Here is a 24491-nt window from a genome sequence, read left to right as displayed (position 1 = left end):
CGTGAGCGTATGAAAGGAAATAGGAAAAAATGGGAAAACATTTTTTTGAGAAACGGTGTCATTACAGTATACGTAAATTTACAATCGGCGCAGCTTCTGTTATGATTGGTGCCAGTATCTTTGGAGCTGGTATGGTTCAAGCTGCTGAAACAGAAGGACCTGCAGAGACAGAAGGAACAATAACACAGGCTCAGCCTCTGGATAAACTACCAGCAGATATAGCAGCAGCTATTGAAAAAGCAGAAGCTAGTGCTGGAACTGTAGAGGATCAACCTGCAGCGTCAGAAACTGAAGCAACTGCAGCTGAAACAACTACTCCAAAACCAACTGAAACTCCTGCTCCTAAGGAAGAAGTGGCTTCAAAACCAGCTACAAATCCAAAAGAGGAAGTAGCTTCTGAGGCGAAACCAGCTGCAAGTCCTGTGACTAAAGATGTAGTAGATACACCAGATGTCAATCATTTAGAAAAGGCGACTGCTACAGCATCAAACCATGAAGCCAACACACAATACACAGCAGAAAAGGCAATTGACGGAAAACCTGACACTCGCTGGGCTACTGACCAAAACGTTGAGAAACCAACAATCGAATTTACACTTGAAAAGACAACAGTGATTAAGCATGTTGAGATTGATTGGGACCGCCGCGTTCGTGGTGAACAAAATGATCCAAATATCAAATCATGGAACCTCTATTACGCTGGCCAGGATGATGTGAATGGATCAGGAGTTAAAGAATGGAAGTTGGCCTATCAAAGAACAGGGAATCCTCTTCTTGATGAAAAAATTGACTTGAAAGAAGCTATCCAAGCCAAGTACCTTAAACTTGAAATCACGGATTATCAAGCTGGTACAATGAACTGGAAAAATGTTGGGATTCAAGAAATTCGCGCCTACTCAAACATTCCAGACGCTAGCAAACCAACAGATATTCGCCAAGTGACAGAATTAGCTGTTGCTGAAGATGGGAAATCACTTATCTTGCCTAAATTACCAGGTCAAGTCAGCTTGATTGGTAGCAACAAACAGGGAGTTGTTGATCTTAATAACAAAATCTACAAACCCTTAACAGATCAAACTGTTAAGGTCATGGTCCAACAAGTCAAGGATACTCATACCTTCACAAAAGAATTTGAAGTAGTCATTAAAGGCTTGCATACAGACGAAGGCGTTGGCACTAAACCAGCAGTTGCTCCAGCAGTTCAACAATGGTATGGAACTGAAGGCAAGACTTCTATTACAGCTGATACTGTTATTTCAGTCGGAGATTCTGGATTTGGTCAAGAAGCTAAATTCTATCAGACCGACCTTGAAAGTCGTGGGTTAGAAATCGCTACAGGTGATCAAACAGCTCAAAAACGGATCGAATTTAAGAAGGTTGAAGATAAGGGCTATGGCAAGGAAGGCTATGGTATCACTGTTAAAGATGGAGTTATCACTGTAGAAGCTGCAACAAATGCAGGAGCATTTTATGCCACACGTACCCTTCTTCAAATGGGTGAAAAAGACCTACAGAACGGTGAAATCCGTGATTTCCCAAGCTTCAGTCACCGTGGTTTCATGCTAGACACAGGTCGTAAGTTTATCCCTTATGATACGCTTGTAGATATCATGCTTAACATGGCTTACTACAAGATGAACGATCTTCAGTTGCACTTGAATGATAACTATATCTTCCTAGAAAAACATGTAGAGGGCAAACAACTTAGCAAGCAAGAAGAACTAGACTATGTTCTCAAAAATGCTAAGACAGGCTTCCGTGTAGAGACTGATGTTGTCGGTGAAAATGGCGAAAAATTAACATCTGACGAGCATTATACTAAGGAAGAAATGCAAGAAATCATCAAGTTGGCGAAAGCTTTGCATATCAACCTTGTTCCTGAAATTGACACACCTGGTCACGCCCTCTCATTTGTCAAGGTTCGTCCAGATTTGATGTATAAGGGACAACTGAGTGCGAGAAAACACAATGTAGAACGTGTAGCTATGTTGGACTTGGATAACAAGTACGAAGAAACGCTTGCTTTTGTTAAATCAGTCTATGATAAATTGTTGGATGGCGAAGATGCACCGCTCCATGGTGTAACTACAGTTCATATCGGTACAGATGAGTACTATGGAAGTCCAGAAAGCTATCGTCGCTATGTCAATGATATGATCCAGTACATCAAAGGCAAAGGCCTAACACCGCGTATTTGGGGTTCACTCTCTGCCAAACAAGGAACTACGCCTGTTGATTGGAAAGATGTAGAAGTTGATATCTGGAGTATTGGTTGGCAACGACCAGCAGCTGCCATTGCTCAAGGTGCTAAAATTATCAATATCACAGATATTCCAACCTATAGTGTTCCAAGTGGAAGCAATAGTCAAGGTGGCTATGGAGATTATGCCAATTATGAAACTCAATACAACCGTTGGACACCGAATGACTTCTCAACAGGTGGTGGACCACGCCTAGAAGCTTCTAATCCAAATATCCTTGGTGGTGGTCACGCTGTATGGAATGACAATATTGACCTCCATGAAACTGGACTTACTTCTTACGATATCTTTAAACGCTTCTTCAAGAGTATGCAATCAACTGCAGAACGCACTTGGGGTTCAGACCGTGCAGCCAAGACCTATGCAGAACGTGTTCAACCAGCAAGTGTCTATGCACCACAATCTAACCCAGATAAGACCGTAGCTGAAGAAGACTTGTTCAAGATTAATCCTGAGACTGTCAAAGATTATCTTGCTAAGAAGGTACAAAAGACTGAAGCAGGTTTGAATTTCGAAAAAGATAGCACTATCGAAGGCCTAGTTGGTGATGCTGGACCAAGTCATGTCTTGAAATTGGATGTGACAGTGACTGGTGATGGCGAGCAAACCTTCTCAACAAGTGGAAACAATCAACTCTATCTTGCGGACAAAGATGGCTACCTTGCATATACTTTTGAACAATTCCATATTCAATTTAAAAAGAAACTTGAAAAGAATAAACGCTATCAAATTTCTGTTGTAACCAAACCTCAAGTGACAGAAGTTTATGTGGACGGTGAAAAGGTTGAACGAATTGCAAATCCAGCTAATCCACGTTTGGCTCATAATAGCTTAGTCTTACCACTTGAAACAATTGGTGGCTTCAAAGGAATCTTGCATAGTGCTGAGTTGTCAAATGAAGCATTTGTAAATCCACGTTTGATTCCAAATGATCACTTTACAGTTTCTGCAACTAGTCAAGAGTTACCAGGTACCAATGCAGAAGGTCCAGTAGAAAAAGCATTTGATAATGATCCAAATACCTTCTGGCATTCAAAATGGTCTGGACATCAAGCTCCATTTACAGTTTCAATGAACTTGAAAGCAAGTGAAAAAGTCAATGGTTTGACCTATCTTCCACGTCCAGGTGGTGGTAACGGAGTCGTGACATCTTACGAAATCTATGCTCAAAAAGATGGTCAAATGGTTAAAGTTGCTTCAGGAACTTGGGAAAACAATGCCAAAGAGAAAACAGTTAACTTTGATGCAGTTGAAACGGATAAGGTGGAATTTAAAGTTCTAGCAGGTGCCGCAGGATTCGGAAGTGCCGCAGAAATTCAACTTCTGAAACCAGTTTCTACTAACAAGGCCGAAGAGCCAGTTGATCCAGAGAAACCTGTAACTCCAGAAAAACCTAAAGTTGAGGAAATGGGTGATGGTACAACTGAACTTGCTGATAAGTTTGTAGCTGAAAAACCTACAAGTGACGAGGCAGTTGCTGCAGCAGCCCAAAGTCAAGACTACCTTAAGAAAGAATACAAGGTATTCCCAACACCACAAAAAGTAACGTACGATGAAGGTGTTACGAAACTCCATAAACAAGTCAATCTTGTCATGGGAGATCAATTAGATATCTATACTCGCAACCGCTTGAAGAGTGTTCTACAAGATCATCAAATCTCATACACAAGCAGTCAAACAGCAGTGGCAGGTGCTACTAACATCTACCTTGGTGTTCATGGTCAAAATTCACAGGCTGAAAAAGAAGTGTCTGGAATTTCTCAAGGACTCTTTGATAAGATTGATGCTTATGCCTTGTCAATCAAGAATAATACAATCTCTATCGTCGGTAAGGATACAGATGCTGTCTTCTACGGTTTGACAACTCTCAAACACATGCTTAATGAAAGTGAAGCACCAGTCTTGCGTAACGTAACAGTTGAAGACTACGCTGAAATTAAGAACCGTGGCTTTATCGAAGGATACTATGGTAACCCTTGGAGCAATGCTGATCGTGCTGAGTTGATGCGCTATGGTGGTGACTTGAAGTTGACTCAATACTTCTTTGCACCAAAAGACGATCCATACCACAACAAGAAATGGCGTGAACTTTATCCAGAAGAAAAATTAGCTGAAATCCGTGAATTGGCGCGTGTCGGAAACCAAAACAAGACTCGTTATGTTTGGACTATCCACCCATTCATGAACAACCGTATCCGATTTGGAAATGACGCTGACTACCAAAAAGACCTTGAAACTATTAAAGCTAAATTCACTCAATTGATGGATGTCGGTGTTCGTGAGTTCGGTATTTTGGCTGATGATGCTCCAAGTCCAGTTGGTGGCTACAATAGTTACAACCGCTTGATGAAGGACATGACAGACTGGTTGACTGAAAAACAGGCAACTTATGTTGGTCTTCGTAAGGAAATGATTTTTGTCCCAGGTCAGTATTGGGGTAATGGACGTGAAGATGAGTTGAAAGCACTCAATGAAAATCTCCCAACTTCAACTTCAATGACCCTTACTGGTGGTAAGATTTGGGGTGAAGTATCCGAAAACTTCCTTTCAAACCTTAAGAACAACCTGACTGCAGGTGGTAAGAGCTACCGTCCAGTGTCTCTATGGGTCAATTGGCCTGTTACAGACAACTCTAAACAACACTTGATCTTGGGTGGTGGTGAGAAATTCCTTCATCCGAATGTAGACCCAAGTCTCCTTTCAGGCATCATGTTGAACCCAATGCAACAATCTGAGCCTTCTAAGATTGCCCTCTTCTCTGCAGCCCAATATGCATGGAAACAATGGAAGTCTGAAGAAGAAGCCAAGAAAGTAAACGATATCGCCTTCAACTTTGTTGAAACTGGCAAGTTTACAGATAGTGAAACATCTCTTGCCTTCCGTGAACTTGGTAAACACATGATCAACCAAAACATGGATGGTCGTGTTGTGAAATTGGAAGAATCTGTTGAACTTGCACCGAAATTGGCGACCTTCATGTCTAAGTTGAAAGCTGGTCAAGATGTCAGTGCAGAGCGTCAAGAATTGCGTGCAGAATTTGCTAAACTAAAAGCAGCAGCACAACTTTATAAAGCATCTGGTGATGAGAAGATGCGTGCTCAAATCCACTACTGGTTGGATAATACCATTGACCAAATGGATGCCTTGAGTGCTCTTCTTGATGGTACAGAGGCTATCGAAACCAATGATTCTGCAAAACTTTGGGATAGCTATTACAAGGGCTTGAAACTTTATGAACAATCACAAACTTATACCTTCCATTATGTAGACCATGATGAGAGAGCTGAGTTAGGTGTTCAACATATCCGTCCATTCTTGCTTGGACTTCGTGAAATCCTTGCAACAGAAGTTCAAAAAGCCTTGCACCCTGACCAAGTGATCAGCACTTTTATCACTAACCGTACAGGTGTAGAAGGTGGACTTGCTGAAGTGACTGATGGAGATCTAGGAACTCATGCATTGATCAAATCACCAAACAGTATCAAGACTGGTGATTACATTGGCTTGAAATTTAATAAGGCTGTTTCAGTTCAAAACTTGACCTTTGCAATGGGAACTCAAGCAAATCCTCGTGATACCTTCAACAACGCTAAAGTTGAGTATCTCAATGAAAATGATGAGTGGGTAACCCTTTCAGAACCAAGCTACACTGGTAATGAGCCTCTGCTTAAATTTGAAAACCTCAACATCAACGCTAAAGCTGTTCGCATGATTGCGACTTCAGATCGTGGAAACACTTGGTTTGCGGTAAGAGAAATTGCTGTTAACCGTCCTGTAGAAGTTACTCGTGCTAAACAATCAGCTACTGTGACTATCAGTCCAAATCTTATGTACAAGTACAACACGACAGTTGCTCAGATTACAGATGGACGTGATAATACTGAAGCCATGCTTGCAAATGCTGATAGAACAGACACAACTCCAGTCAATGGTTGGGTACAACTTGACTTGGGTGAAGTCAAACCTGTGACCAAGGTTCGTCTGGTTCAAGGATCAGGAGATAAATTGGCGGGAGGTGTTCTTGAGTATTCTGCAGATGGTAGCTCATGGCAAGAGTTGGATCGCTTGACTGGTGAACAAACCAAAGAAATCGAAACTCCAATTTCAGCTCGCTACGTTCGTGTTCGCAATACTAAGAACATCAACTTATGGTGGCGTATCGCTGACTTCTCAGTTGAAACACGTGCAGGCAATAGCGAATTGACTGATACAAACGTTGAAAGATTGAAGTCAACTCCAGTTTATGACAGCCTAGGCCGTTATGACCTTCAAATTCCAAGCGGAACTAAACTTCCAGCTAATAGCTACTTGGGTATGAAACTTGATCGTCTGCATCAAGCTGAAAGCATTCAAGCAATTGGTACAGAAAATCCATCCCTCAACTTGGAATACTCTCCAAATGCCCAAGAATGGTATCCAGCTGATCAAGTGACTGATAAGTCCTTGGTACGTTATGTTCGTTTGGTTAATAAGACTGATCAAGAACAAGCAGTGACAGCAACATCTCTACTTGTTCAGACAAAAGAAGTTCAACCAACAACACTTGATTCTACATCAATGGGAATTCACCCAACATACGGTAGAAATGACGTTCGTAAGATCAAGAACTTGGATCAATTATTCGACGGAGTTTACAATAACTTTGTAGAGTTTTCAGACTATGCTCGTAAAGATGGTCATATCACTCTTAAACTTGGTAGCGAACGTGACATCAAGAAGATTAGAGCTTATATCCAAGACGGCACTCAAAACTATCTTCGTGATGGTAAGATTCAAGTCAGTCAAGATGGCAAGACTTGGACCGATGTTGTGACAGTTGGTGACGGTGCTGCTAATGAAACACGTGATGATTCCTTGACAGATGGCTGGACACATGATTCTAAGATGCCAGGAAATCGCTACATCGAGGGTGAACTTTCAAGCCCAGTTAAAGCCAACTACCTCCGTGTTCTATTTACAGCAGACTATGATGCTCGTTTTGTAGGCTTCACTGAGTTGGTGATCAATGATGGTGAATTCGTGAAACCAATCAATGACCCAACTGTAGAGGGAAATAGTGGTGAAAGCCAAGGCAACCTTTACACGAACCTCGTGGATGGAAAAGTCTTAACAAGCTACAAGGCTGAGAAAGACCAAGGTGAGCTTGTTTACCACTTGTCAGAACCAACAGATGCTAACCATATTCGCCTTGTTTCAAGTATTCCTCAAGGAGTGAAAGCTCGTGTGCTTGCTCGTACTCTGAAAGAAGATAAAGCAGATGCTTGGTCAGAACTAGGTGAAATTACCTCAAGTTTCCAAACATTTGCAGTGAGAGAAAAAGCGCCATTGTTGGATGTCAAACTTGTTTGGGAAGGTGGCAAACCAGAGTTCTACGAAATGACTACATTCCACCAAGAACTTCCGGAAGAACCAGAGAAACCAGCTCCAACTACAAGTAAGGGTGACGAACCAGCACCAGTAGTAGAAGTCCCAGAATTTACTGGTGGCGTAAATGGTGTCGAAGCAGCTGTTCATGAAGTTCCAGAGTACACTGAAGCTATTGGCACAGCAGGTGATGAAGCAGCACCAGTAGTAGAAGTCCCAGAATTCACAGGTGGCGTAAATGGTGCCGAAGCGGCTATCCATGAAGTTCCAGAATATACTGAAGCTACAGCAGAAGCAGACAAGATTCCAGCACCAGTAGTAGAAGTTCCAGAATTCACAGGCGGTGTCAATGGCACTGAAGCAGCTGTCCACGAAGTCCCAGAATATACTGGTGGTGTGAATGGTGTTGAAGCAGCTGTCCATGAAGTCCCAGAGTTCACTGGTCACGTAAATGGATCAGAAGGAACTACTCACGAAGTTCCAGAATTTACTGGAAGTGTGAATGGTTCAGCTCCAACTACACGTGAAACTCCAGCATACACAGATGAGCAGTCTCTTGTAGCTCTTGCTATGTCACAAGATAAGACCTACCAAGCACCTGCAAGTCATCCATACAAGCTCCCAGAGACAGGTACTAAAGAAAATGCTGGCCTTGCAGCCGTTGGTGTTGTAGGTGCACTTCTTGGTCTCTTTGCTATGGGAAAGAAAAAAGACGACGAATAAGATGATGTAAAAGCATCTAAATCATAGAGATTGGATCAAGAGACTAATCTCGAATATAAAAAGCGGACAAAACTAGTTTTCTGATAAACAGAATCTGGTCTTGTTCGCTTTTTCTTAAAGTGTGGAAGCTGATGGTCACTGAAGTTCTTTGACCAGAATATTTTTAACTTGGGACGAAGTCCTTATACTCAATGAAAATCAAAGAGCAAACTAGGAAACTAGCCGCAGGCTGTACTTGAGTACGGCAAGGCGACGTTGACGCGGTTTGAATTTGATTTTCGAAGAGTATTAGATTGGGTTAAGCCGCAAGCCAATTACTACCATTTAGGATGTTTTGATGACAATTTAAGAAAGAGCAATCTTTTCCTAGAAATAAATGCTAAACTATGATTGTTCCTAAACATGATTTAATAATTCGGTGGTCTGGTTCAATCCTAAAAGAATTAAACCGATCTTACAAATTAATCAGAAGAGTATTATTGAATTGGATTTAGAGATAGCTAGTAGAAAAAAGTAAATCTGAAATTTGATGCTCTTATGTGAGCAAGACTAAGAAGTTATTCTATTCATTCATTTATTTGTAGAAAGCTTTGGGGAGTATCTATGAAATTTAATAAATATGCCTATCCCTTAGCGCAAGCCTGCTTGGGTTTGTATTTATTCGCTAATGGAGGTAGTTTGATCAATTTAGATATTGGGGTCATCCTTGTGTTATTATCCCTGATTAAGGGAGTAGAAATCTATAAAGAAGAAAGAAAACATAGGTGAGCATCGTTAGTAACTAGAGATGCTGGGGTTAAGGAAAGACGAGGTAGTGGTTTGCAAAAGTTGAAAAATAGTTTAAAATTTGTAGGAATGATCTTACTGATTATAAATGTAAATACATTTCCCATGAGAATGCTGGCTCTCGAAGATTCTAGTTCTCTATCCTTAAAGTGGACGACTAGTATTGGGTATTTGGTACTTGCTACCTTCTTGCTAGTTGCTGTTTGGAGACAGTATAAAAAGAAAGTTCCAGACCAGCAGAAGACTCTTAAATTTACCTGGAAGGATTTTGGAATAGCCCTTTTATTTTATGTGGTACTCGACTAGTAGCGATTGTAGGTACTCTCCTGATCCAAGTGGTTACTGGAAATCCAACTTCCGCTAACGATGCTGCCTTGCTGGCCACAAGTGAGCAGGTTACTCGTGTTTTTCCTCTATTTTTCATCGCCTTTCATTTTGCAATTGGTATATTTGCTCCAATCATGGAAGAATTAGTATTTAGAGGATTCTTCAGCCACTATTTTTTTAAAGAAGATCAAAAGTGGTTGAAATTGCTAATAAGTTCTGCGATTTTTGGCTATCTGCATATGTTTTATCCGATAGAGTTTGTAACTTATTTTTTACTGGGAGTGATATTTTACTTAGCCTATGCTCGTAGAGGGAATATCCTTGATTCCATAGCTGTTCATTTGCTAAATAACGGAGTGCTAGTACTGGTATCTATTCTAAATTACCTATTTTTAGTTTTTAGCTAATACTCTTCGAAAATCTCTTCAAACCACGTCAGCGTCGCCTTGCCGTACTCAAGTACAGCCTGTGGCTAGCTTCCTAGTTTGCTCTTTGATTTTCATTGAGTATAAAATATATTCAAAAAATGATTGGTTTAAAGGCTGATCATTTTTCTGTTGTAAAGATCAACTTTTGCTGATAAATGCTGGAGACAGCAATAAAAAAACCAGCGATTCAATCACTGGCTGTTAGATCGTTCTTTTAGGAAGCTCCATTAGTAGTAGATGTTTTTGTATCTGTTGTTTGAGTGCTAGATGAAGGAACAGTCGGTTGTTCTTGTTTACTGCTAGTATCTTCTTTCTTACTTTCTGCACTGCTACTAGATTGTGTTGTTGTCTCTTCTTGTGTGTTGTTCTTTGTAGAAGTATTGTCCTTGTTTGGAGTAGTGTTCTCTTGAGGTGATTCCTTTTGAATCTCTTTTATGACAGTTGTCTGGGTTGTCGTAGTTTCTTTTTTAGAGTTATTATTGTTGTTGTTATTCATAGCATTCATGATGGTGATGCTTGCAGTAATCAGCCCCAGTATACTACCGATAGTAGCAATCGTTTTTTGAAAAACAGTAAATCCTTTTTTGATGTGTTCTGTTTTGGATTTTGATGTTCTACGATAATTAGACATAATATCTCTCCTTTACTAAAATTCATTATACCGAAAATCTTTAAAAAAAACTTAAATGAACCTGAATTGCCTTTCTTGTCGCCTGAACTGTTTCGTGATACAATAGAAGGAGTGATTTTAGAAAGCGTGAGAAACCATGATTTACTTTGATAATTCGGCAACGACTAAGCCGTATCCAGAAGCACTTGAAACCTATATGCAAGTGTCTGCAAAAATTATTGGAAATCCTTCAAGTCTCCATCGTTTGGGAGACCAATCTACCAGAATTTTAGAAGCTTCCCGTCAGCAGATTGCAGATTTGATTGGCAAGAAAAGCGAAGAAATCTTCTTTACCTCTGGTGGGACTGAAGGAGACAACTGGGTTATCAAAGGGGTTGCATTTGAAAAAGCGCAATTTGGTAAACACATTATTGTGTCAGCTATTGAGCATCCAGCAGTCAAGGAGTCAGCCCTCTGGCTCAAGACTCAAGGTTTTGAAGTGGATTTTGCACCAGTTGATGAAAAAGGATTTGTAGATGTAACTGCTTTAGAAAATCTACTTCGTCCTGATACGACTCTTGTTTCTGTTATGGCTGTCAACAATGAAATCGGCTCAATCCAGCCTATTGAAGCTATTTCAGAACTATTAGCTGATAAGCCAACTATTTCTTTCCACGTTGATGCGGTTCAAGCCTTGGCTAAGATTTCGACAGAAAAGTATTTGACAGACCGAGTGGATTTTGCAACCTTCTCGAGTCACAAGTTCCACGGAGTTCGTGGTGTAGGATTTGTCTATATCAAGTCAGGTAAGAAGATTACACCGCTATTAACTGGTGGTGGCCAAGAGCGTGACTATCGTTCAACCACTGAGAATGTAGCGGGTATTGCAGCGACAGCCAAGGCCCTCCGTTTGTCTATGGAAAAGCTAGATTTCTTTGCTAGCAAGACTGGCCAGATGAAGGCAGTCATCCGTCAAGCTCTTCTTGAATATCCAGACATTTTTGTCTTCTCAGGTGAGGAAGACTTTGTACCTCATATTTTGACCTTTGGGATTAAGGGGGTTCGTGGTGAAGTCATTGTTCACGCATTTGAAGATTATGATATTTTCATTTCCACAACCTCTGCTTGTTCGTCCAAGGCAGGAAAACCTGCTGGCACATTGATTGCCATGGGCGTTGAAAAAGATAAGGCCCAGTCAGCAGTACGCCTCAGTCTAGACCTAGAAAATGACATGAGTCAAGTTGAGCAATTTTTGACTAAACTAAAATTAATATACAATCAAACTAGAAAAGTAAGATAGGAGTATTCATGCAGTATTCAGAAATTATGATTCGCTACGGAGAGCTTTCAACCAAGGGTAAAAACCGTATGCGTTTCATCAATAAACTACGTAATAATATCTCAGACGTTTTGTCCATTTATCCTCAAGTCAAAGTGACAGCAGACCGCGATCGTGCCCATGCTTATCTAAATGGTGCCGACTACACAGCAGTTGCCGAGTCACTCAAGCAAGTTTTCGGGATTCAAAACTTTTCACCAGTGTATAAGGTTGAAAAATCTGTAGAGGTTCTAAAGTCTGCTGTACAAGAGATTATGAAAGATATTTACAAGGAAGGAATGACCTTTAAAATTTCAAGCAAGCGCAGTGACCACAACTTTGAGTTAGACAGTCGTGAGTTGAACCAAACTCTAGGTGGTGCAGTATTTGAAGCTATTCCCAATGTACAAGCACAAATGAAAAATCCTGACATCAATCTTCAGGTGGAGATTCGTGAGGAAGCAGCCTACCTTTCTTATGAAACTATTCGTGGAGCGGGAGGTTTACCAGTTGGAACTTCGGGCAAAGGAATGCTTATGTTATCAGGAGGGATTGACTCTCCTGTAGCAGGGTATCTCGCTCTAAAACGTGGAGTGGATATCGAGGCTGTTCACTTTGCTAGTCCACCATATACTAGTCCAGGCGCCCTCAAGAAAGCTCAGGATTTGACCCGTAAATTGACTAAGTTCGGTGGTAATATCCAGTTTATCGAAGTGCCTTTTACTGAGATTCAAGAAGAAATCAAGGCTAAAGCTCCAGAAGCTTATCTCATGACACTGACCCGTCGCTTTATGATGCGCATTACAGACCGTATCCGTGAAGTGAGAAATGGTTTGGTCATTATCAATGGTGAAAGTCTTGGTCAGGTGGCTAGCCAAACCCTTGAAAGTATGCAGGCCATCAATGCGGTGACCAATACACCAATCATCCGTCCAGTTGTGACTATGGACAAGCTAGAAATTATTGATATTGCGCAAGAAATTGACACCTTTGAAATTTCTATCCAACCTTTTGAAGACTGCTGTACGATTTTTGCGCCTGATCGTCCTAAAACAAATCCTAAGATCAAGAATGCCGAACAGTATGAAACACGTATGGACGTTGAAGGATTGGTTGAGCGAGCAGTTGCAGGAATTATGATCACAGAAATCACACCACAAGCAGAAAAAGATGCGGTGGATGAGTTGATTGAAGATCTCCTCTAATTAGAAAAACCATAGGAATTGAGAAAATAAGCAGAAAAAGTTAGTTTTTTGTTCTAAATTTAGACGGAAACTGACTTTTTTTCTATTTTTGTGCTATAATAAGATAAAATTTTGAATATAGAGAGTTTTCTGACAATGAATCAATCCTACTTTTATCTGAAAATGCGAGAGCATAAATTAGTGGTTCCCTACACAGGTAAGGAGCGACGGGTACGTGTACTTCTTCCTAAAAACTATGAGAAAGACACGGATCGATCTTATCCAGTTGTTTATTTCCACGATGGACAAAATGTCTTTTATAGTAAGGAATCTTACGTTGGACATTCTTGGAAGATTATTCCTGCCATCAAGCGAAATCCTGATATCTGCCGTATGATAATCGTGGCCATTGACAATGATGGACTTGGACGGATGAATGAGTACGCAGCATGGAAATTCCAAGAGTCTAATATTCCTGGTCAACAATTTGGTGGTAAGGGAGTCGAGTATGCTGAGTTTGTCATGGAAGTGATCAAACCCTTTATCGACGAAAACTATCGGACAAAGTCTGACCGCAAGCACACTGCTATGGTTGGATCTTCTCTAGGTGGCAATATTACCCAGTTTATTGGCTTGGAGTATCAGGATCAGATTGGATGTTTGGGAGTTTTCTCATCAGCTAACTGGCTTCACCAAGAGGCCTTTGATCGCTATATCGAGCGAAAAAAACTATTGCCTGACCAGCGTGTCTTTATCTATGTTGGAACGGAAGAAGCTGATGATACGGACAAGACCCTCATGGCTGGCAATATTAAGCAGGCCTATATTGACTCTTCTCTTCGCTATTATCATGATTTGATAGCAGGAGGAGTACAGTTGGAAAATCTCTCACTCAAGGTTCAGGCTGGAGCCATTCACCATGAAATTCCATGGTCAGAAAATCTTCCAGCTTGCCTACGCTTTTTTGCAGAAAATTGGTAATTAGTATAAAGGAGACAGGATATGCATATTGAACATCTTAGCCACTGGAGCGGACATCTAAATCGCGAAATGTACGTCAACCGTTATGGACATGCGGGCATCCCGGTTGTAGTCTTTGCTTCCTCAGGTGGTAGCCACAATGAATACTATGATTTTGGAATGATTGATGCTTGTGCATCCTTTATCGAGGAAGGTCGTGTTCAGTTCTTTACGCTTTCAAGTGTGGATAGTGAGAGCTGGCTGGCAACTTGGAAAAATGGTCATGATCAAGCTGAGATGCACCGTGCTTATGAACGATATGTGATTGAAGAAGCCATTCCTTTTATCAAACATAAAACAGGTTGGTTTGACGGTATGATGACAACAGGTTGCTCTATGGGAGCTTATCATGCACTTAACTTTTTCCTTCAGCATCCAGATGTCTTTACCAAGGTAATTGCCCTTAGTGGTGTCTATGACGTACGCTTTTTTGTAGGTGACTACTATAATGACGATGCTATCTATCAAAATTCACCAGTAGACTATATCTGGAATCAAAATGATGGTTGGTTTATCGATCGTTATCGTCAAGCAGAAATTGTGGTCTGTACGGGGCTAGGTGCTTGGGAACATGATGGACTACCTTCTTATTACAAGCTCAAAGAAGCCTTTGACCAAAAACAAATTCCTGCCTGGTTTGCAGAATGGGGACACGATGTTGCCCACGATTGGGATTGGTGGCGCAAACAAATGCCTTATTTCCTCGGTCACATGAGTCTATAAAAGGAGTTGCTTATGAATTATCTTGTAATTTCACCCTATTACCCACAAAATTTTCAACAGTTTAGTATTGAGTTAGCTAATAAAGGAATCACAGTTCTAGGGATTGGACAAGAACCCTACGAACAACTAGATGAACCATTGCGCAATAGCTTGACGGAGTACTTCCGAGTTGATAATCTTGAAAATATCGATGAGGTTAAACGTGCAGTTGCCTTTCTTTTCTATAAGCATGGTCCAATTGACCGCATCGAATCTCATAATGAATACTGGCTTGAGTTAGACGCTGCCCTTCGTGAACAGTTCAATGTTTTTGGTGCCAAACCAGAAGATCTCAAGAAGACTAAGTTTAAGTCTGAAATGAAGAAACTCTTCAAAAAAGCGGGAGTACCAGTCGTTCCAGGAGCTGTCATTGAAACAGAAGCAGATGTTGACAAAGCTGTGAAAGAAATCGGTCTTCCCATGATTGCAAAACCTGACAATGGAGTTGGGGCAGCTGCAACCTTCAAGCTTAAAACAGAAGATGATGTAAACCACTTTAAGACTGAATGGGACCATTCAACCGTTTATTTCTTTGAAAAATTTGTAACTTCAAGTGAAATCTGTACCTTCGACGGTTTGGTAGATAGAGACGGAAATATCGTCTTTTCTACGACCTTTGACTACGCCCATACACCACTGGATCTCATGATTTACAAGATGGACAATTCTTACTACGTTCTTAAGGACATGGATCCAAAACTTCGCAAGTATGGTGAGGCTATTGTTAAGGAATTTGGTATGAAAGAACGTTTCTTCCATATTGAGTTCTTCCGTGAGGGTGATGATTATATTGCCATTGAGTACAATAACCGTCCAGCGGGTGGCTTTACTATTGATGTCTATAACTATGCGCATTCCTTGGATTTGTACAAGGGTTATGCAGCTATCGTTGCAGGTGAACCATTCCCTGCTTCTCATTTCGAGCCGCTTTACTGTTTGGCGACATCACGCCGTGCTAATGCTAACTATGTATATTCAGAGGAAGACTTGCTCGCTAAATACAGCCAGCAGTTCAGGGTCAAAAAAATCATGCCAGCTGCTTTTGCTGAATTGCAAGGAGACTTTCTCTATATGCTAACAACTCCGAGTCGTGAGGAAATGGATCAGATGATTAAGGACTTTGGTCAGCGTCAAGAATAATCGAAATTAGGACTTAACAAACTCTCTTTGTTAAGTCTTTTTTTAAAGCCCTAAATAAAAGCGTTTCCATAGGATTCTTTTAGAAAATCTGTTGCTAAAAGCCTTAAAAATTGATAGAATAGGGATTGTCAAAAAAATATTAAGGAGAATCTATCAATGGATTTCGCATGGGCAGTCAAATATGCCACTGAATTTTTGGGAACAGCCATCTTGATTATCTTGGGAAATGGTGCAGTTGCCAACGTTGAACTTAAAGGTACGAAAGGTCACCAAAGTGGCTGGCTCGTTATCGCTGTTGGTTACGGTATGGGGGTTATGATCCCTGCCTTGATGTTTGGTAACATTTCTGGTAATCACATCAACCCAGCCTTCACTCTTGGTCTAGCAGTTAGCGGACTCTTCCCTTGGGCTCAAGTTGCACCTTACATCATTATGCAGGTTTTGGGAGCAATCTTCGGACAAGCATTAGTTGTTGCAACACACCGCCCATACTACTTGCAAACTGAAAAAGCAAACAACATTTTGGGATCTTTCTCAACTATTTCAAGTTTGGACCACGGTACAAAAGAATCACGCTTTGCAGCAACAGTTAACGGTTTTATCAATGAGTTTGTTGGTTCATTCGTTCTTTTCTTTGCAGCTCTTGGATTGACAAAGAACTTCTTTGGAGCTGAAGTTCTTCAATACATGAAGCAAATGGCAACTCAAGCAGGTCAAACTGTTGACTTCTCTGATTTGGCCATTAAAGCTCAAACAGCACCACATACAACAGCAGGTGTTGCGGTAGGTCACATGGCACTTGGTTTCTTGGTAATGGCCTTGGTTACTTCACTTGGTGGACCTTCAGGACCAGGTTTGAACCCAGCTCGTGACTTTGGACCACGTCTTCTTCACGCCTTCCTTCCAAAATCAATCCTTGGTCAACACAAGGGTGATTCAAAATGGTGGTATGCTTGGGTACCAGTAGTTGCACCGATTGCAGCGGCTATTGCAGCAGTAGCGCTCTTCAAATTCCTTTACCTATAATCGTTATAAACTGGGTTTTCCCCAGTTTTTTCTTGTCCACGCAAGTCAAGTTTTTTAGATAGAGATTCTTAAATAGTCAGACTTTTTTCATTTTAAATCAAAAGATGTAAATATGGCAAAAATATGGTAAAATAGAGTATTAAGTAAACGTTAAAAAGGAATATTATGCGTAAAGAAATTGCACCTGAATTATATAATTACAATAAATTCCCTGGTCCAGAATTTCATTTGTCTGGAGATAAAGTCGAAGCGGAAGGTTTTACTTTTACCTTAGTTGAAAATAGCAAGGAAGCCTTCGATGCAACGGTATTTTCTCAACGCTTTTCAGAAGTTTTAACTAAGTATGATTATATTGTAGGAGACTGGAGTAATGAACAGTTGCGCTTACGTGGTTTCTACAAAAATGAGCGAGCTGAAGAATCTTTTGAGAAAATCAGTCGTTTACAAGATTATCTCCTCGAGTATTGTAGCTATGGATGTGCCTATTTTGTTTTAGAAAACGAGACGCCTAAACGAGCACCATTTGATCAAAAAATGCGCAAGAAAGAAGAAGAAAAAGACAACCGAAAAGGGAAGAAATCTTCTCAAAATAGGAAAAGAAATCATACCGATAAGAGAAATAGACGCCGTTCAAAAGAACAAAAATCTCAGAAAGAAGACAAGGGACAACGTCATTTCGTCATCCGTAAGAAGGACTAGAAAATAAGGAGAAAAGATGAAACCGTCGATTTATAGTTTAACACGCCAAGGGATGCAAGAATGGGTCTTAGAGCAAGGAGAAAAGAAATTCCGAGCTGATCAAATATGGGAATGGCTTTACCGTAAACGCGTTCAGACATTTGAAGAAATGACCAATTTGTCTAAAGATTTAATCGCCAAGCTCAACGACCAGTTTGTAGTTAATCCCTTGAAGCAACGCATTGTTCAAGAATCAGCTGATGGAACAGTTAAGTACCTTTTTGAACTGCCAGACGGTATGTTGATTGAGACTGTTCTAATGCGCCAACACTATGGTTTGTCAGTCTGTGTCACCACGCAGGTAGGGTGTAACATTGGTTGTACCTTCTGTGCGTCAGGCTTGATTAAGAAGCAACGTGACCTCAATAATGGGGAAATTGTGGCTCAAATTATGTTAGTTCAAAAATATTTTGACGAGCGTGGACAGGACGAACGTGTTAGTCATATCGTAGTTATGGGTATTGGAGAACCATTTGATAACTACAATAATGTTTTGAACTTTATCCGTACTATCAATGATGACAAGGGAATGGCTATCGGTGCTCGTCATATCACCGTATCTACTTCTGGCTTGGCTCACAAGATTCGTGAGTTTGCTAATGAAGGCGTACAGGTTAACCTTGCTGTTTCACTTCATGCTCCGAATAATGAACTACGTTCAAGCATCATGAAGATTAACCGTGCCTTTCCGATTGAAAAACTCTTTGCAGCTATCGAGTACTACATCGAAACAACCAACCGCCGTGTGACTTTTGAGTATATCATGCTGAATGAAGTCAATGACGGAGTTGAACAAGCACTCGAGTTGGCAGAATTGCTTAAGAACATTAAGAAATTATCCTATGTAAACTTGATTCCTTACAACCCAGTTAGTGAGCATGACCAATACAGTCGTAGTCCTAAGGAGCGCGTGATGGCCTTCTACGATACGCTCAAGAAAAAAGGTGTCAACTGTGTTGTTCGTCAGGAACATGGTACTGATATCGATGCGGCTTGTGGACAATTGCGTTCAAATACCATGAAACGTGATCGCCAAAAAGCAGTAGCTGAAGTAAATCCATAAGATGAATCGAAAAACATTACTAAGCCTGGGAATCGTGTTATACAGTCTTTGTATCGTCTGTTTTTGTTTTACTCCCCAGCCTCAACTTCCTACAGGAGTGGAAACTCCAGGTATTCAAACTTTTGGACGCCTGGTTTTTCTTTTGACGCCTTTTAACTCTTTGTGGAACCTAGGAGAAGTAACCAGCCCTATACAACTGTTTTGGATTTTTTTGCAAAACGCCTTAAATGTCCTCTTGCTCTTCCCTTTAATTTTCCAGCTTCTCTATCTCATCCCTAGTCTAAGAAAAACCAAGAGAGTGATTTTGTTTAGCTTTTTACTAAGCTTGAGCATCGAGTGCACACAGCTAGTGTTAGATTTTTTCTTTGATTTTAATCGGGTATTTGAGATTGATGATTTGTGGACCAACACACTAGGTGGCTACTTAGCTTGGCTCCTCTATAAACTACTATATAAAAATAAAATAAGGAATTAAAATGAGTATCTTAGAAGTTAAAAATTTGAGTCACGGTTTTGGTGACCGTGCGATTTTTGAAGACGTGTCCTTCCGTCTCCTAAAAGGTGAACATATCGGACTAGTCGGTGCTAACGGTGAAGGAAAATCAACCTTTATGAGCATCGTAACTGGTAAAATGTTACCAGATGAAGGTAAGGTAGAATGGTCCAAATATGTGACAGCAGGCTACCTGGACCAGCACGCTGTGCTCAAAGAAGGTCAAACCGTGCGTGATGTTTTGCGTACAGCTTTCGATGAGCTATTCACGGCAGAAGCTCGCATCAATGATCTTTACATGGAAATGGCGGAAGAAGGAGCAGATATCGAAGCTCTGATGGAAGAAGTCGGGGAACTTCAGGACCGTTTGGAAAGTCGTGATTTCTATACCTTGGACGCTAAGATTGATGAAGTAGCGCGTGCCCTCGGTGTCATGGACAATGGTATGGATACAGACGTAACAGCCTTGTCTGGTGGACAAAGAACCAAGGTACTCTTGGCTAAACTTCTTCTTGAAAAACCAGATATCTTGTTGCTTGACGAGCCAACCAACTATCTGGATGCGGAGCATATTGACTGGCTCAAGCGTTATCTGCAGAACTATGAGAATGCCTTTGTTCTCATTTCACACGATATTCCATTCCTAAATGATGTTATCAACATTGTCTACCATGTAGAAAACCAACAGTTGACACGCTACTCTGGCGATTACTACCAGTTCCAAGAAGTCTATGCCATGAAGAAATCGCAGTTAGAGGCAGCCTATGAACGTCAACAGAAGGAAATTGCTGACCTCAAGGATTTCGTAGCCCGTAATAAGGCGCGTGTCGCAACTCGTAACATGGCCATGTCTCGCCAGAAGAAATTGGATAAGATGGACATCATCGAGCTTCAAAGTGAGAAACCAAAGCCTTCTTTTGATTTCAAAACAGCTAGAACACCAGGTCGCTTTATCTTCCAAGCCAAAGACTTGCAGATTGGTTACGACCGACCGCTTACAAAACCATTAAACCTGACCTTTGAGCGCAATCAGAAGGTTGCCATCATCGGTGCCAATGGTATCGGTAAAACAACCCTCTTGAAGAGTCTTTTGGGAATTATTCCGCCAATTGCTGGTGAAGTTGAACGTGGAGACTATCTAGAACTGGGCTACTTTGAGCAAGAAGTGGAAGGTGGCAATCGTCAAACACCACTAGAAGCGGTATGGAACGCCTTTCCAGCTCTTAATCAAGCAGAAGTTCGTGCAGCCCTTGCTCGCTGTGGCTTGACGACTAAGCACATCGAAAGCCAAATTCAAGTCTTATCAGGTGGGGAACAAGCCAAGGTTCGCTTCTGTCTCTTGATGAATCGTGAGAACAATGTCCTTGTCCTAGACGAGCCTACTAACCACTTGGATGTTGATGCCAAGGACGAACTCAAACGTGCTCTAAAAGAGTATAAGGGTTCTATCCTTATGGTTTGCCACGAACCAGACTTCTATGAAGGATGGATGGATCAGATTTGGGATTTCAATAATTTGACTTAAATAAAAAAAGATAGGTCTCATGACCTATCTTTTTAATAATTCTGATATTGTTCAATTTCAGATTTTTCAATTTCACGACCATATTGGCAAATCGGACAAGAAACATAGTAAGATTTTCCATATGGGAAGAGCGGAATCCAGTAGAGTGTGAACTTACGGCCGGTCTCTACAATTTCCCATGGTTCAATATTACTGCAATGTCCACATTCGATGCTGGATTGAGTATGTCCCAATTCTTTTGTATAACCTTTAGAACCCCAAAAAATAATCATTTTCTAATCTCCTTTATATTTCCGGTATTTTAATTCTTACTGAAATCAAAATCCTTTACAATTTCAATGCTATCAATCGTAATGGCTGTGGTTGGCTTGTCTTTCTCGTCTTTTTCAGCCTTGGCAATGCTATCGACAATATCCATACCATCGATTACTTGACCAAATACTGGGTGTTTTCCATCAAGAGTTGGATTTCCACCTTCTTTGTAGGCTTCGATAATTTTCTTAGGATAACTACTTGTAGGAAGTTTAGCAGAATAGTCTGTTGTACTTTGGTTGATAAAGAATTGGCTACCGTTGGAATTTGGTTGCCCTGTATTGGCCATGGCTAGAGAACCACGGATATTATACAGATAAGGGGAGATTTCATTTTTGAAACCAGTTCCTGCATCCTTTGTTTTATCCTTGTCATGCCAGATGGATTGGCCACCAGTACCATCCCCTTTTGGGTCACCAGTTTGGATCATGAATCCATCAATTACACGATGGAAGGTAACGCCGTTATAATAGCCTTCTTTTGCATGAGTGAGGAAGTTCTCAACTGCAAGTGGAGCCAACTTAGGAAATAGCTTGATACGGATATTTCCTTGACTCGTATGGAGAACGACTTCCGCCTCATCCTCAGCAACCTCTTTCGATAATTGTGGGAAAATGGCGTTTTCGTTTGTTAAGGCATCCTTTAGTTCCTCAGCTGCTTTAGTTGCGTCTTTTGAACGTTTTTCTTCAGCAATCTTGGTATCAACATATTCATCTCCTCGAAGCGCACGCTGGATATTAGTACAACCAGCAAGAGCAAAAGTAGAGACTAAAAGAAGAGTAGCTAATTTTTTCATTGTATTCCTCTCAAAAATCATTTCTATCATTGTACCCTAAAAAGAAGTGGATTTCAAATATTAGTAACAAGGTAGTTTAAGAGGAAACCAACTAAAAAGTAGTTTGATTAGAGATTTTTCTTTGGATGACGGTCGACAATGTCCTGTTATGTTCCAGTATCCGCTCTCCCTTTGGCTTCAATTCCTAATGAATCAATGAACTTAATACTAGTTCTTAAAAAGAATTATGCATCCTCTTTCTGTCTAAGTTCAAAGAGATCTTCTACTTTCAGATTAAAAACTTGAGCAATTTTAAGAGCCATTTCCAGCGAAGGATTGTAACGGTTATTTTCCAAGTGCAGAATTGTCTCGCGTCGCATGCCGATGAGGTCGGCTAACTCCTGCTGGGTCATGCCTGTGGACTCACGAACAGATTTGAGATTAGTAATAATATTGCTTTCTTTGGCCATGCTTATCCTCTCCGTTCCAAGATAAGATAGACAACCGCAAAGATGAAAATCAAGGCAGCTAAGCTAATAAAGATCTGGCCCATGTAAAGAGTGAGAGACCCCATATACCCAATGATAACTGCTAGAATCATCAGTGCGCCTAGTATAAAAACAAACATCAAGCTAGCTGCCTTGGCTAAATTAGCATAAAAGCGTTCGTCCGGAGTTTCCTTGACATTTTTCAAACAGAAAAAGCCAAATACAATCACTTCAATAACGAGGCCAATTCCCAAAATCCATTCTTTAATACCAGAACTTATGCTAGGGGTCGCAACCCAAATCCCTACTGTATAAAAAATGCTTGCTGCAAATAAAAGTACCGCGTAAAGCTTAGCAGACAAGTCAAAAATAATCTTTCCCTTACCTTTCTGACTCTTATGTAGCCAGCTCCAAATAGCTACAATTTGACCTGGCACTGAAATACCAGTAATAACTAACTTGGGTCCCCAACTAAGATTAGAACCAAATAAAACAATAAAATCAATAAAGAGAGCTACGGCAATCATTGCAATGAGGCCACGCATTTTTTGACTTCTTTTCATGATAGACTCCTTTTTTATGTTATAAATATATAACACTTAAATTTTATGTTATAAATATATCACATTTAAATCTGGAAAGCAAGAATTTTTGTGCCAAGGTGGCAATTATTTGAAAAAATTTTTTAATAAAAGACCTCGCTAGTCAAACGACTAAAGAATTTTTTGAAGCAATGCATCAGATTTGGTTTGGATCGTTTCGTTAATAAGTCCTTGTTTCACTTGGGAACGAGCTTGGGATTTAGTAGCCAAGCTTCGACATCACGATTTGGAGAGATATAGGACTTGACAGGGTAGTCTTTATAGATAGTATCAATAGCAGTATTCATAAAGTTTCTCTTTCTAATTTATCCCTAATAGTCTAACAAATTTCTAAAAATTTTAAAGTCTGTCAAGTTTTTTTCTTGACACCTGTTAGAAATCTGCTATAATAGAACATGTGCTAAATAGCTCAGCTATTTCACCGAACTAAAAAAATAAAAGAAAAGAGATATTAAAAATGGCAGTAAAAATCCGTTTGACTCGTATGGGTTCTAAGAAAAAACCTTTCTACCGTATTAACGTAGCAGATTCACGTTCACCACGTGACGGACGTTTCATCGAAACAGTTGGAACTTACAACCCACTTGTTGCTGAAAACCAAGTAACTTTGAAAGAAGATCGCGTTCTTGCATGGTTGGCTGATGGAGCTCAACCTTCAGATACAGTACGTAACATCCTTTCAAAAGAAGGCGTATTGAAAAAATTCCACGATTCTAAATTCTCTAAATAATTCTAAAGTAGGTTGACAGATGGATACGATTGAAAATCTCATTATTGCAATTGTGAAACCTTTGATTTCACAACCTGATGCCTTAACTATCAAGATTGAAGATACACCAGAATTTTTGGAATATCATTTGGATCTTGACCAGAGCGATGTGGGTCGTGTGATCGGTCGTAAGGGTCGCACTATCTCTGCGATAAGAACGATTGTCTACTCTGTCCCAACTGAAGACAAAAAAGTAAGAATCGTTATTGACGAAAAATAAGAAAAGCGGGACAAGGTCCCGCTTTTTTGTGAGGAGAAGAATATGAAGGATTTAACAGTTAGACAACTAGAGGGATACTTACTTGACCATTATCAACAATCTAGAACAGAAGAAGGACTTTTTATAAAACTAGTTGAAGAAGTTGGAGAAGTCGCTGAGGTTTTAAATGGACGTTCAGGTAGAAAAGAGGGTGTCCAAGATTCAAACGAGGAATTGGCAAAGGAGTTGGCAGATATCATTCACTACACAGTGGCAATTGCAGCTATCAACGATATTGACCTAACGAAGACCATTTTTGAAAAAGATAAAAAGGCATCCATCAAGTATCAGCATAAACAAGATTTGGAAGGATTTTTGAAAGGAGATTTGAGAAATAATGGACACTGATTATTTTCTAAAAATAGATTGGGCAATGTATATTGATTGGTTATTACGAATTGTACAGATTTTGACTTTTATCGGTGTAATATTAAAAATTAGTTTTCCCCAATTGTCAAGTCAAGTGCAACAAAGTTGTTCCTCTGATTAAGCGAGTATCTTTCAAGCTGTTTGAGCTG

21 protein-coding genes are annotated in these 24491 nt (G+C 40.4%); 16 read left to right on the top strand and 5 right to left on the bottom strand.

Going from position 1 to position 24491, the window contains the following annotated elements; genetic code table 11:
• The first annotated feature begins 29 nt into the window (after nucleotides 1-29).
• From K1I67_RS06660 to K1I67_RS06650, 3 genes are all read left to right on the top strand, one after another.
• Nucleotides 30-8348, top strand: coding sequence for an SIALI-17 repeat-containing surface protein (locus tag K1I67_RS06660; protein WP_223339340.1), 8319 nt, complete (start codon nucleotides 30-32; stop codon nucleotides 8346-8348).
• 603 nt (nucleotides 8349-8951) lie between these two features.
• On the top strand, nucleotides 8952-9116 hold the full coding sequence (locus K1I67_RS06655) for a hypothetical protein (protein WP_007554479.1): 165 nt from the start codon (nucleotides 8952-8954) through the stop codon (nucleotides 9114-9116).
• A gap of 353 nt (nucleotides 9117-9469) precedes the next feature.
• Nucleotides 9470-9868, top strand: a complete 399-nt coding sequence (locus K1I67_RS06650; RefSeq protein ID WP_223339339.1) for a CPBP family intramembrane glutamic endopeptidase — start codon at nucleotides 9470-9472, stop codon at nucleotides 9866-9868.
• 235 nt (nucleotides 9869-10103) lie between these two features.
• Here the strand turns inward: K1I67_RS06650 and K1I67_RS06645 are convergent, their stop codons facing one another.
• Nucleotides 10104-10520, bottom strand: a complete 417-nt coding sequence (locus K1I67_RS06645; protein WP_223339338.1) for a DUF6556 family protein — start codon at nucleotides 10518-10520, stop codon at nucleotides 10104-10106.
• 136 nt (nucleotides 10521-10656) lie between these two features.
• On the opposite strand from K1I67_RS06645, the gene K1I67_RS06640 reads away from it, so the two are divergent.
• The 10 genes from K1I67_RS06640 (at nucleotide 10657) to K1I67_RS06595 (ending at nucleotide 20768) form a co-directional block, all read left to right on the top strand.
• Nucleotides 10657-11799, top strand: a complete 1143-nt coding sequence (locus K1I67_RS06640; RefSeq protein ID WP_223339337.1) for a cysteine desulfurase family protein — start codon at nucleotides 10657-10659, stop codon at nucleotides 11797-11799.
• A gap of 8 nt (nucleotides 11800-11807) precedes the next feature.
• Nucleotides 11808-13022, top strand: coding sequence for a tRNA uracil 4-sulfurtransferase ThiI (gene thiI / locus K1I67_RS06635; protein WP_223339336.1), 1215 nt, complete (start codon nucleotides 11808-11810; stop codon nucleotides 13020-13022).
• Between the two features lie 135 nt (nucleotides 13023-13157).
• Complete coding sequence (locus tag K1I67_RS06630; RefSeq protein ID WP_223339335.1) at nucleotides 13158-13982, top strand: alpha/beta hydrolase; 825 nt, start codon at nucleotides 13158-13160, stop codon at nucleotides 13980-13982.
• 21 nt (nucleotides 13983-14003) lie between these two features.
• Entirely contained in the window at nucleotides 14004-14744 is a 741-nt protein-coding gene (locus K1I67_RS06625; RefSeq protein WP_223339334.1) for an esterase family protein, read from the top strand.
• Between the two features lie 12 nt (nucleotides 14745-14756).
• The gene (locus K1I67_RS06620; RefSeq protein WP_223339333.1) at nucleotides 14757-15923 is read left to right on the top strand and encodes an ATP-grasp domain-containing protein; all 1167 of its coding nucleotides are present in this window, start codon (nucleotides 14757-14759) and stop codon (nucleotides 15921-15923) included.
• Between the two features lie 156 nt (nucleotides 15924-16079).
• Nucleotides 16080-16949, top strand: a complete 870-nt coding sequence (gla, locus tag K1I67_RS06615) for an aquaglyceroporin Gla (RefSeq protein ID WP_223339332.1) — start codon at nucleotides 16080-16082, stop codon at nucleotides 16947-16949.
• A gap of 165 nt (nucleotides 16950-17114) precedes the next feature.
• Nucleotides 17115-17648 carry a YutD family protein gene (locus K1I67_RS06610; protein ID WP_223339331.1) on the top strand — a complete coding sequence of 178 codons (534 nt, stop codon included), beginning with the start codon at nucleotides 17115-17117 and terminating at the stop codon, nucleotides 17646-17648.
• Between the two features lie 16 nt (nucleotides 17649-17664).
• A complete protein-coding gene (gene rlmN / locus K1I67_RS06605) occupies nucleotides 17665-18750 on the top strand; it encodes a 23S rRNA (adenine(2503)-C(2))-methyltransferase RlmN (RefSeq protein WP_214261706.1) in 1086 nt (361 codons plus the stop codon).
• A gap of 1 nt (nucleotide 18751) precedes the next feature.
• Complete coding sequence (locus tag K1I67_RS06600; protein WP_223339330.1) at nucleotides 18752-19225, top strand: VanZ family protein; 474 nt, start codon at nucleotides 18752-18754, stop codon at nucleotides 19223-19225.
• Between the two features lies 1 nt (nucleotide 19226).
• Nucleotides 19227-20768: an ABC-F family ATP-binding cassette domain-containing protein gene (locus K1I67_RS06595; protein ID WP_223339329.1), complete on the top strand. Its 1542-nt coding sequence runs from the start codon at nucleotides 19227-19229 to the stop codon at nucleotides 20766-20768.
• A gap of 32 nt (nucleotides 20769-20800) precedes the next feature.
• On the opposite strand, the gene K1I67_RS06590 is transcribed toward K1I67_RS06595, so the two are convergent.
• The 4 genes from K1I67_RS06590 to K1I67_RS06575 all read right to left on the bottom strand — a co-directional run bounded on the left by K1I67_RS06590 (nucleotide 20801) and on the right by K1I67_RS06575 (nucleotide 22906).
• A complete protein-coding gene (locus K1I67_RS06590; protein WP_153014384.1) occupies nucleotides 20801-21040 on the bottom strand; it encodes a zinc-ribbon domain-containing protein in 240 nt (79 codons plus the stop codon).
• Between the two features lie 29 nt (nucleotides 21041-21069).
• Entirely contained in the window at nucleotides 21070-21876 is an 807-nt protein-coding gene (locus K1I67_RS06585; protein WP_223339328.1) for a peptidylprolyl isomerase, read from the bottom strand.
• A gap of 224 nt (nucleotides 21877-22100) precedes the next feature.
• Nucleotides 22101-22325 carry a helix-turn-helix transcriptional regulator gene (locus K1I67_RS06580; protein ID WP_214261714.1) on the bottom strand — a complete coding sequence of 75 codons (225 nt, stop codon included), beginning with the start codon at nucleotides 22323-22325 and terminating at the stop codon, nucleotides 22101-22103.
• A 2-nt stretch (nucleotides 22326-22327) separates the two neighbouring features.
• Nucleotides 22328-22906: a DUF3796 domain-containing protein gene (locus K1I67_RS06575; RefSeq protein WP_223339327.1), complete on the bottom strand. Its 579-nt coding sequence runs from the start codon at nucleotides 22904-22906 to the stop codon at nucleotides 22328-22330.
• Nucleotides 22907-23402: 496 nt separating this feature from the next.
• On the opposite strand from K1I67_RS06575, the gene rpsP reads away from it, so the two are divergent.
• Genes rpsP through K1I67_RS06560 form a run of 3 tightly spaced genes read left to right on the top strand, consistent with a single transcriptional unit; the run spans nucleotide 23403 to nucleotide 24321 of the window.
• Nucleotides 23403-23675 carry a 30S ribosomal protein S16 gene (gene rpsP, locus K1I67_RS06570; protein ID WP_000268760.1) on the top strand — a complete coding sequence of 91 codons (273 nt, stop codon included), beginning with the start codon at nucleotides 23403-23405 and terminating at the stop codon, nucleotides 23673-23675.
• 19 nt (nucleotides 23676-23694) lie between these two features.
• Entirely contained in the window at nucleotides 23695-23934 is a 240-nt protein-coding gene (gene kphA, locus K1I67_RS06565; protein ID WP_000379617.1) for an RNA-binding protein KphA, read from the top strand.
• Between the two features lie 42 nt (nucleotides 23935-23976).
• Nucleotides 23977-24321, top strand: coding sequence for a MazG nucleotide pyrophosphohydrolase domain-containing protein (locus tag K1I67_RS06560; RefSeq protein WP_195183272.1), 345 nt, complete (start codon nucleotides 23977-23979; stop codon nucleotides 24319-24321).
• Nucleotides 24322-24491: the final 170 nt, after the last annotated feature.

The sequence above is a fragment of the Streptococcus infantis genome (assembly GCF_019929575.1).
Classification (GTDB): Bacteria; Bacillota; Bacilli; order Lactobacillales; family Streptococcaceae; genus Streptococcus; species Streptococcus infantis_L.
Note: the sequence above shows the minus strand (reverse complement) of the source record. Positions and strands in the feature narration are given on the sequence as shown.

Excerpts from the sequence above, each read along its gene's own strand:
- K1I67_RS06660 (WP_223339340.1), top strand. The coding sequence starts at position 30 with ATGGGAAAACATTTTTTTGAGAAACGGTGTCATTACAGTATACGTAAA.
- K1I67_RS06560 (WP_195183272.1), top strand. The coding sequence starts at position 23,977 with ATGAAGGATTTAACAGTTAGACAACTAGAGGGATACTTACTTGACCAT.
- rlmN (WP_214261706.1), top strand. The coding sequence starts at position 17,665 with ATGAAACCGTCGATTTATAGTTTAACACGCCAAGGGATGCAAGAATGG.
- thiI (WP_223339336.1), top strand. The coding sequence starts at position 11,808 with ATGCAGTATTCAGAAATTATGATTCGCTACGGAGAGCTTTCAACCAAG.
- K1I67_RS06585 (WP_223339328.1), bottom strand. The coding sequence starts at position 21,876 with ATGAAAAAATTAGCTACTCTTCTTTTAGTCTCTACTTTTGCTCTTGCT.
- K1I67_RS06610 (WP_223339331.1), top strand. The coding sequence starts at position 17,115 with ATGCGTAAAGAAATTGCACCTGAATTATATAATTACAATAAATTCCCT.
- K1I67_RS06625 (WP_223339334.1), top strand. The coding sequence starts at position 14,004 with ATGCATATTGAACATCTTAGCCACTGGAGCGGACATCTAAATCGCGAA.
- K1I67_RS06620 (WP_223339333.1), top strand. The coding sequence starts at position 14,757 with ATGAATTATCTTGTAATTTCACCCTATTACCCACAAAATTTTCAACAG.
- K1I67_RS06580 (WP_214261714.1), bottom strand. The coding sequence starts at position 22,325 with ATGGCCAAAGAAAGCAATATTATTACTAATCTCAAATCTGTTCGTGAG.
- kphA (WP_000379617.1), top strand. The coding sequence starts at position 23,695 with ATGGATACGATTGAAAATCTCATTATTGCAATTGTGAAACCTTTGATT.
- K1I67_RS06600 (WP_223339330.1), top strand. The coding sequence starts at position 18,752 with ATGAATCGAAAAACATTACTAAGCCTGGGAATCGTGTTATACAGTCTT.
- K1I67_RS06630 (WP_223339335.1), top strand. The coding sequence starts at position 13,158 with ATGAATCAATCCTACTTTTATCTGAAAATGCGAGAGCATAAATTAGTG.
- K1I67_RS06645 (WP_223339338.1), bottom strand. The coding sequence starts at position 10,520 with ATGTCTAATTATCGTAGAACATCAAAATCCAAAACAGAACACATCAAA.
- K1I67_RS06655 (WP_007554479.1), top strand. The coding sequence starts at position 8,952 with ATGAAATTTAATAAATATGCCTATCCCTTAGCGCAAGCCTGCTTGGGT.
- rpsP (WP_000268760.1), top strand. The coding sequence starts at position 23,403 with ATGGCAGTAAAAATCCGTTTGACTCGTATGGGTTCTAAGAAAAAACCT.
- K1I67_RS06595 (WP_223339329.1), top strand. The coding sequence starts at position 19,227 with ATGAGTATCTTAGAAGTTAAAAATTTGAGTCACGGTTTTGGTGACCGT.
- gla (WP_223339332.1), top strand. The coding sequence starts at position 16,080 with ATGGATTTCGCATGGGCAGTCAAATATGCCACTGAATTTTTGGGAACA.
- K1I67_RS06590 (WP_153014384.1), bottom strand. The coding sequence starts at position 21,040 with ATGATTATTTTTTGGGGTTCTAAAGGTTATACAAAAGAATTGGGACAT.
- K1I67_RS06575 (WP_223339327.1), bottom strand. The coding sequence starts at position 22,906 with ATGAAAAGAAGTCAAAAAATGCGTGGCCTCATTGCAATGATTGCCGTA.
- K1I67_RS06640 (WP_223339337.1), top strand. The coding sequence starts at position 10,657 with ATGATTTACTTTGATAATTCGGCAACGACTAAGCCGTATCCAGAAGCA.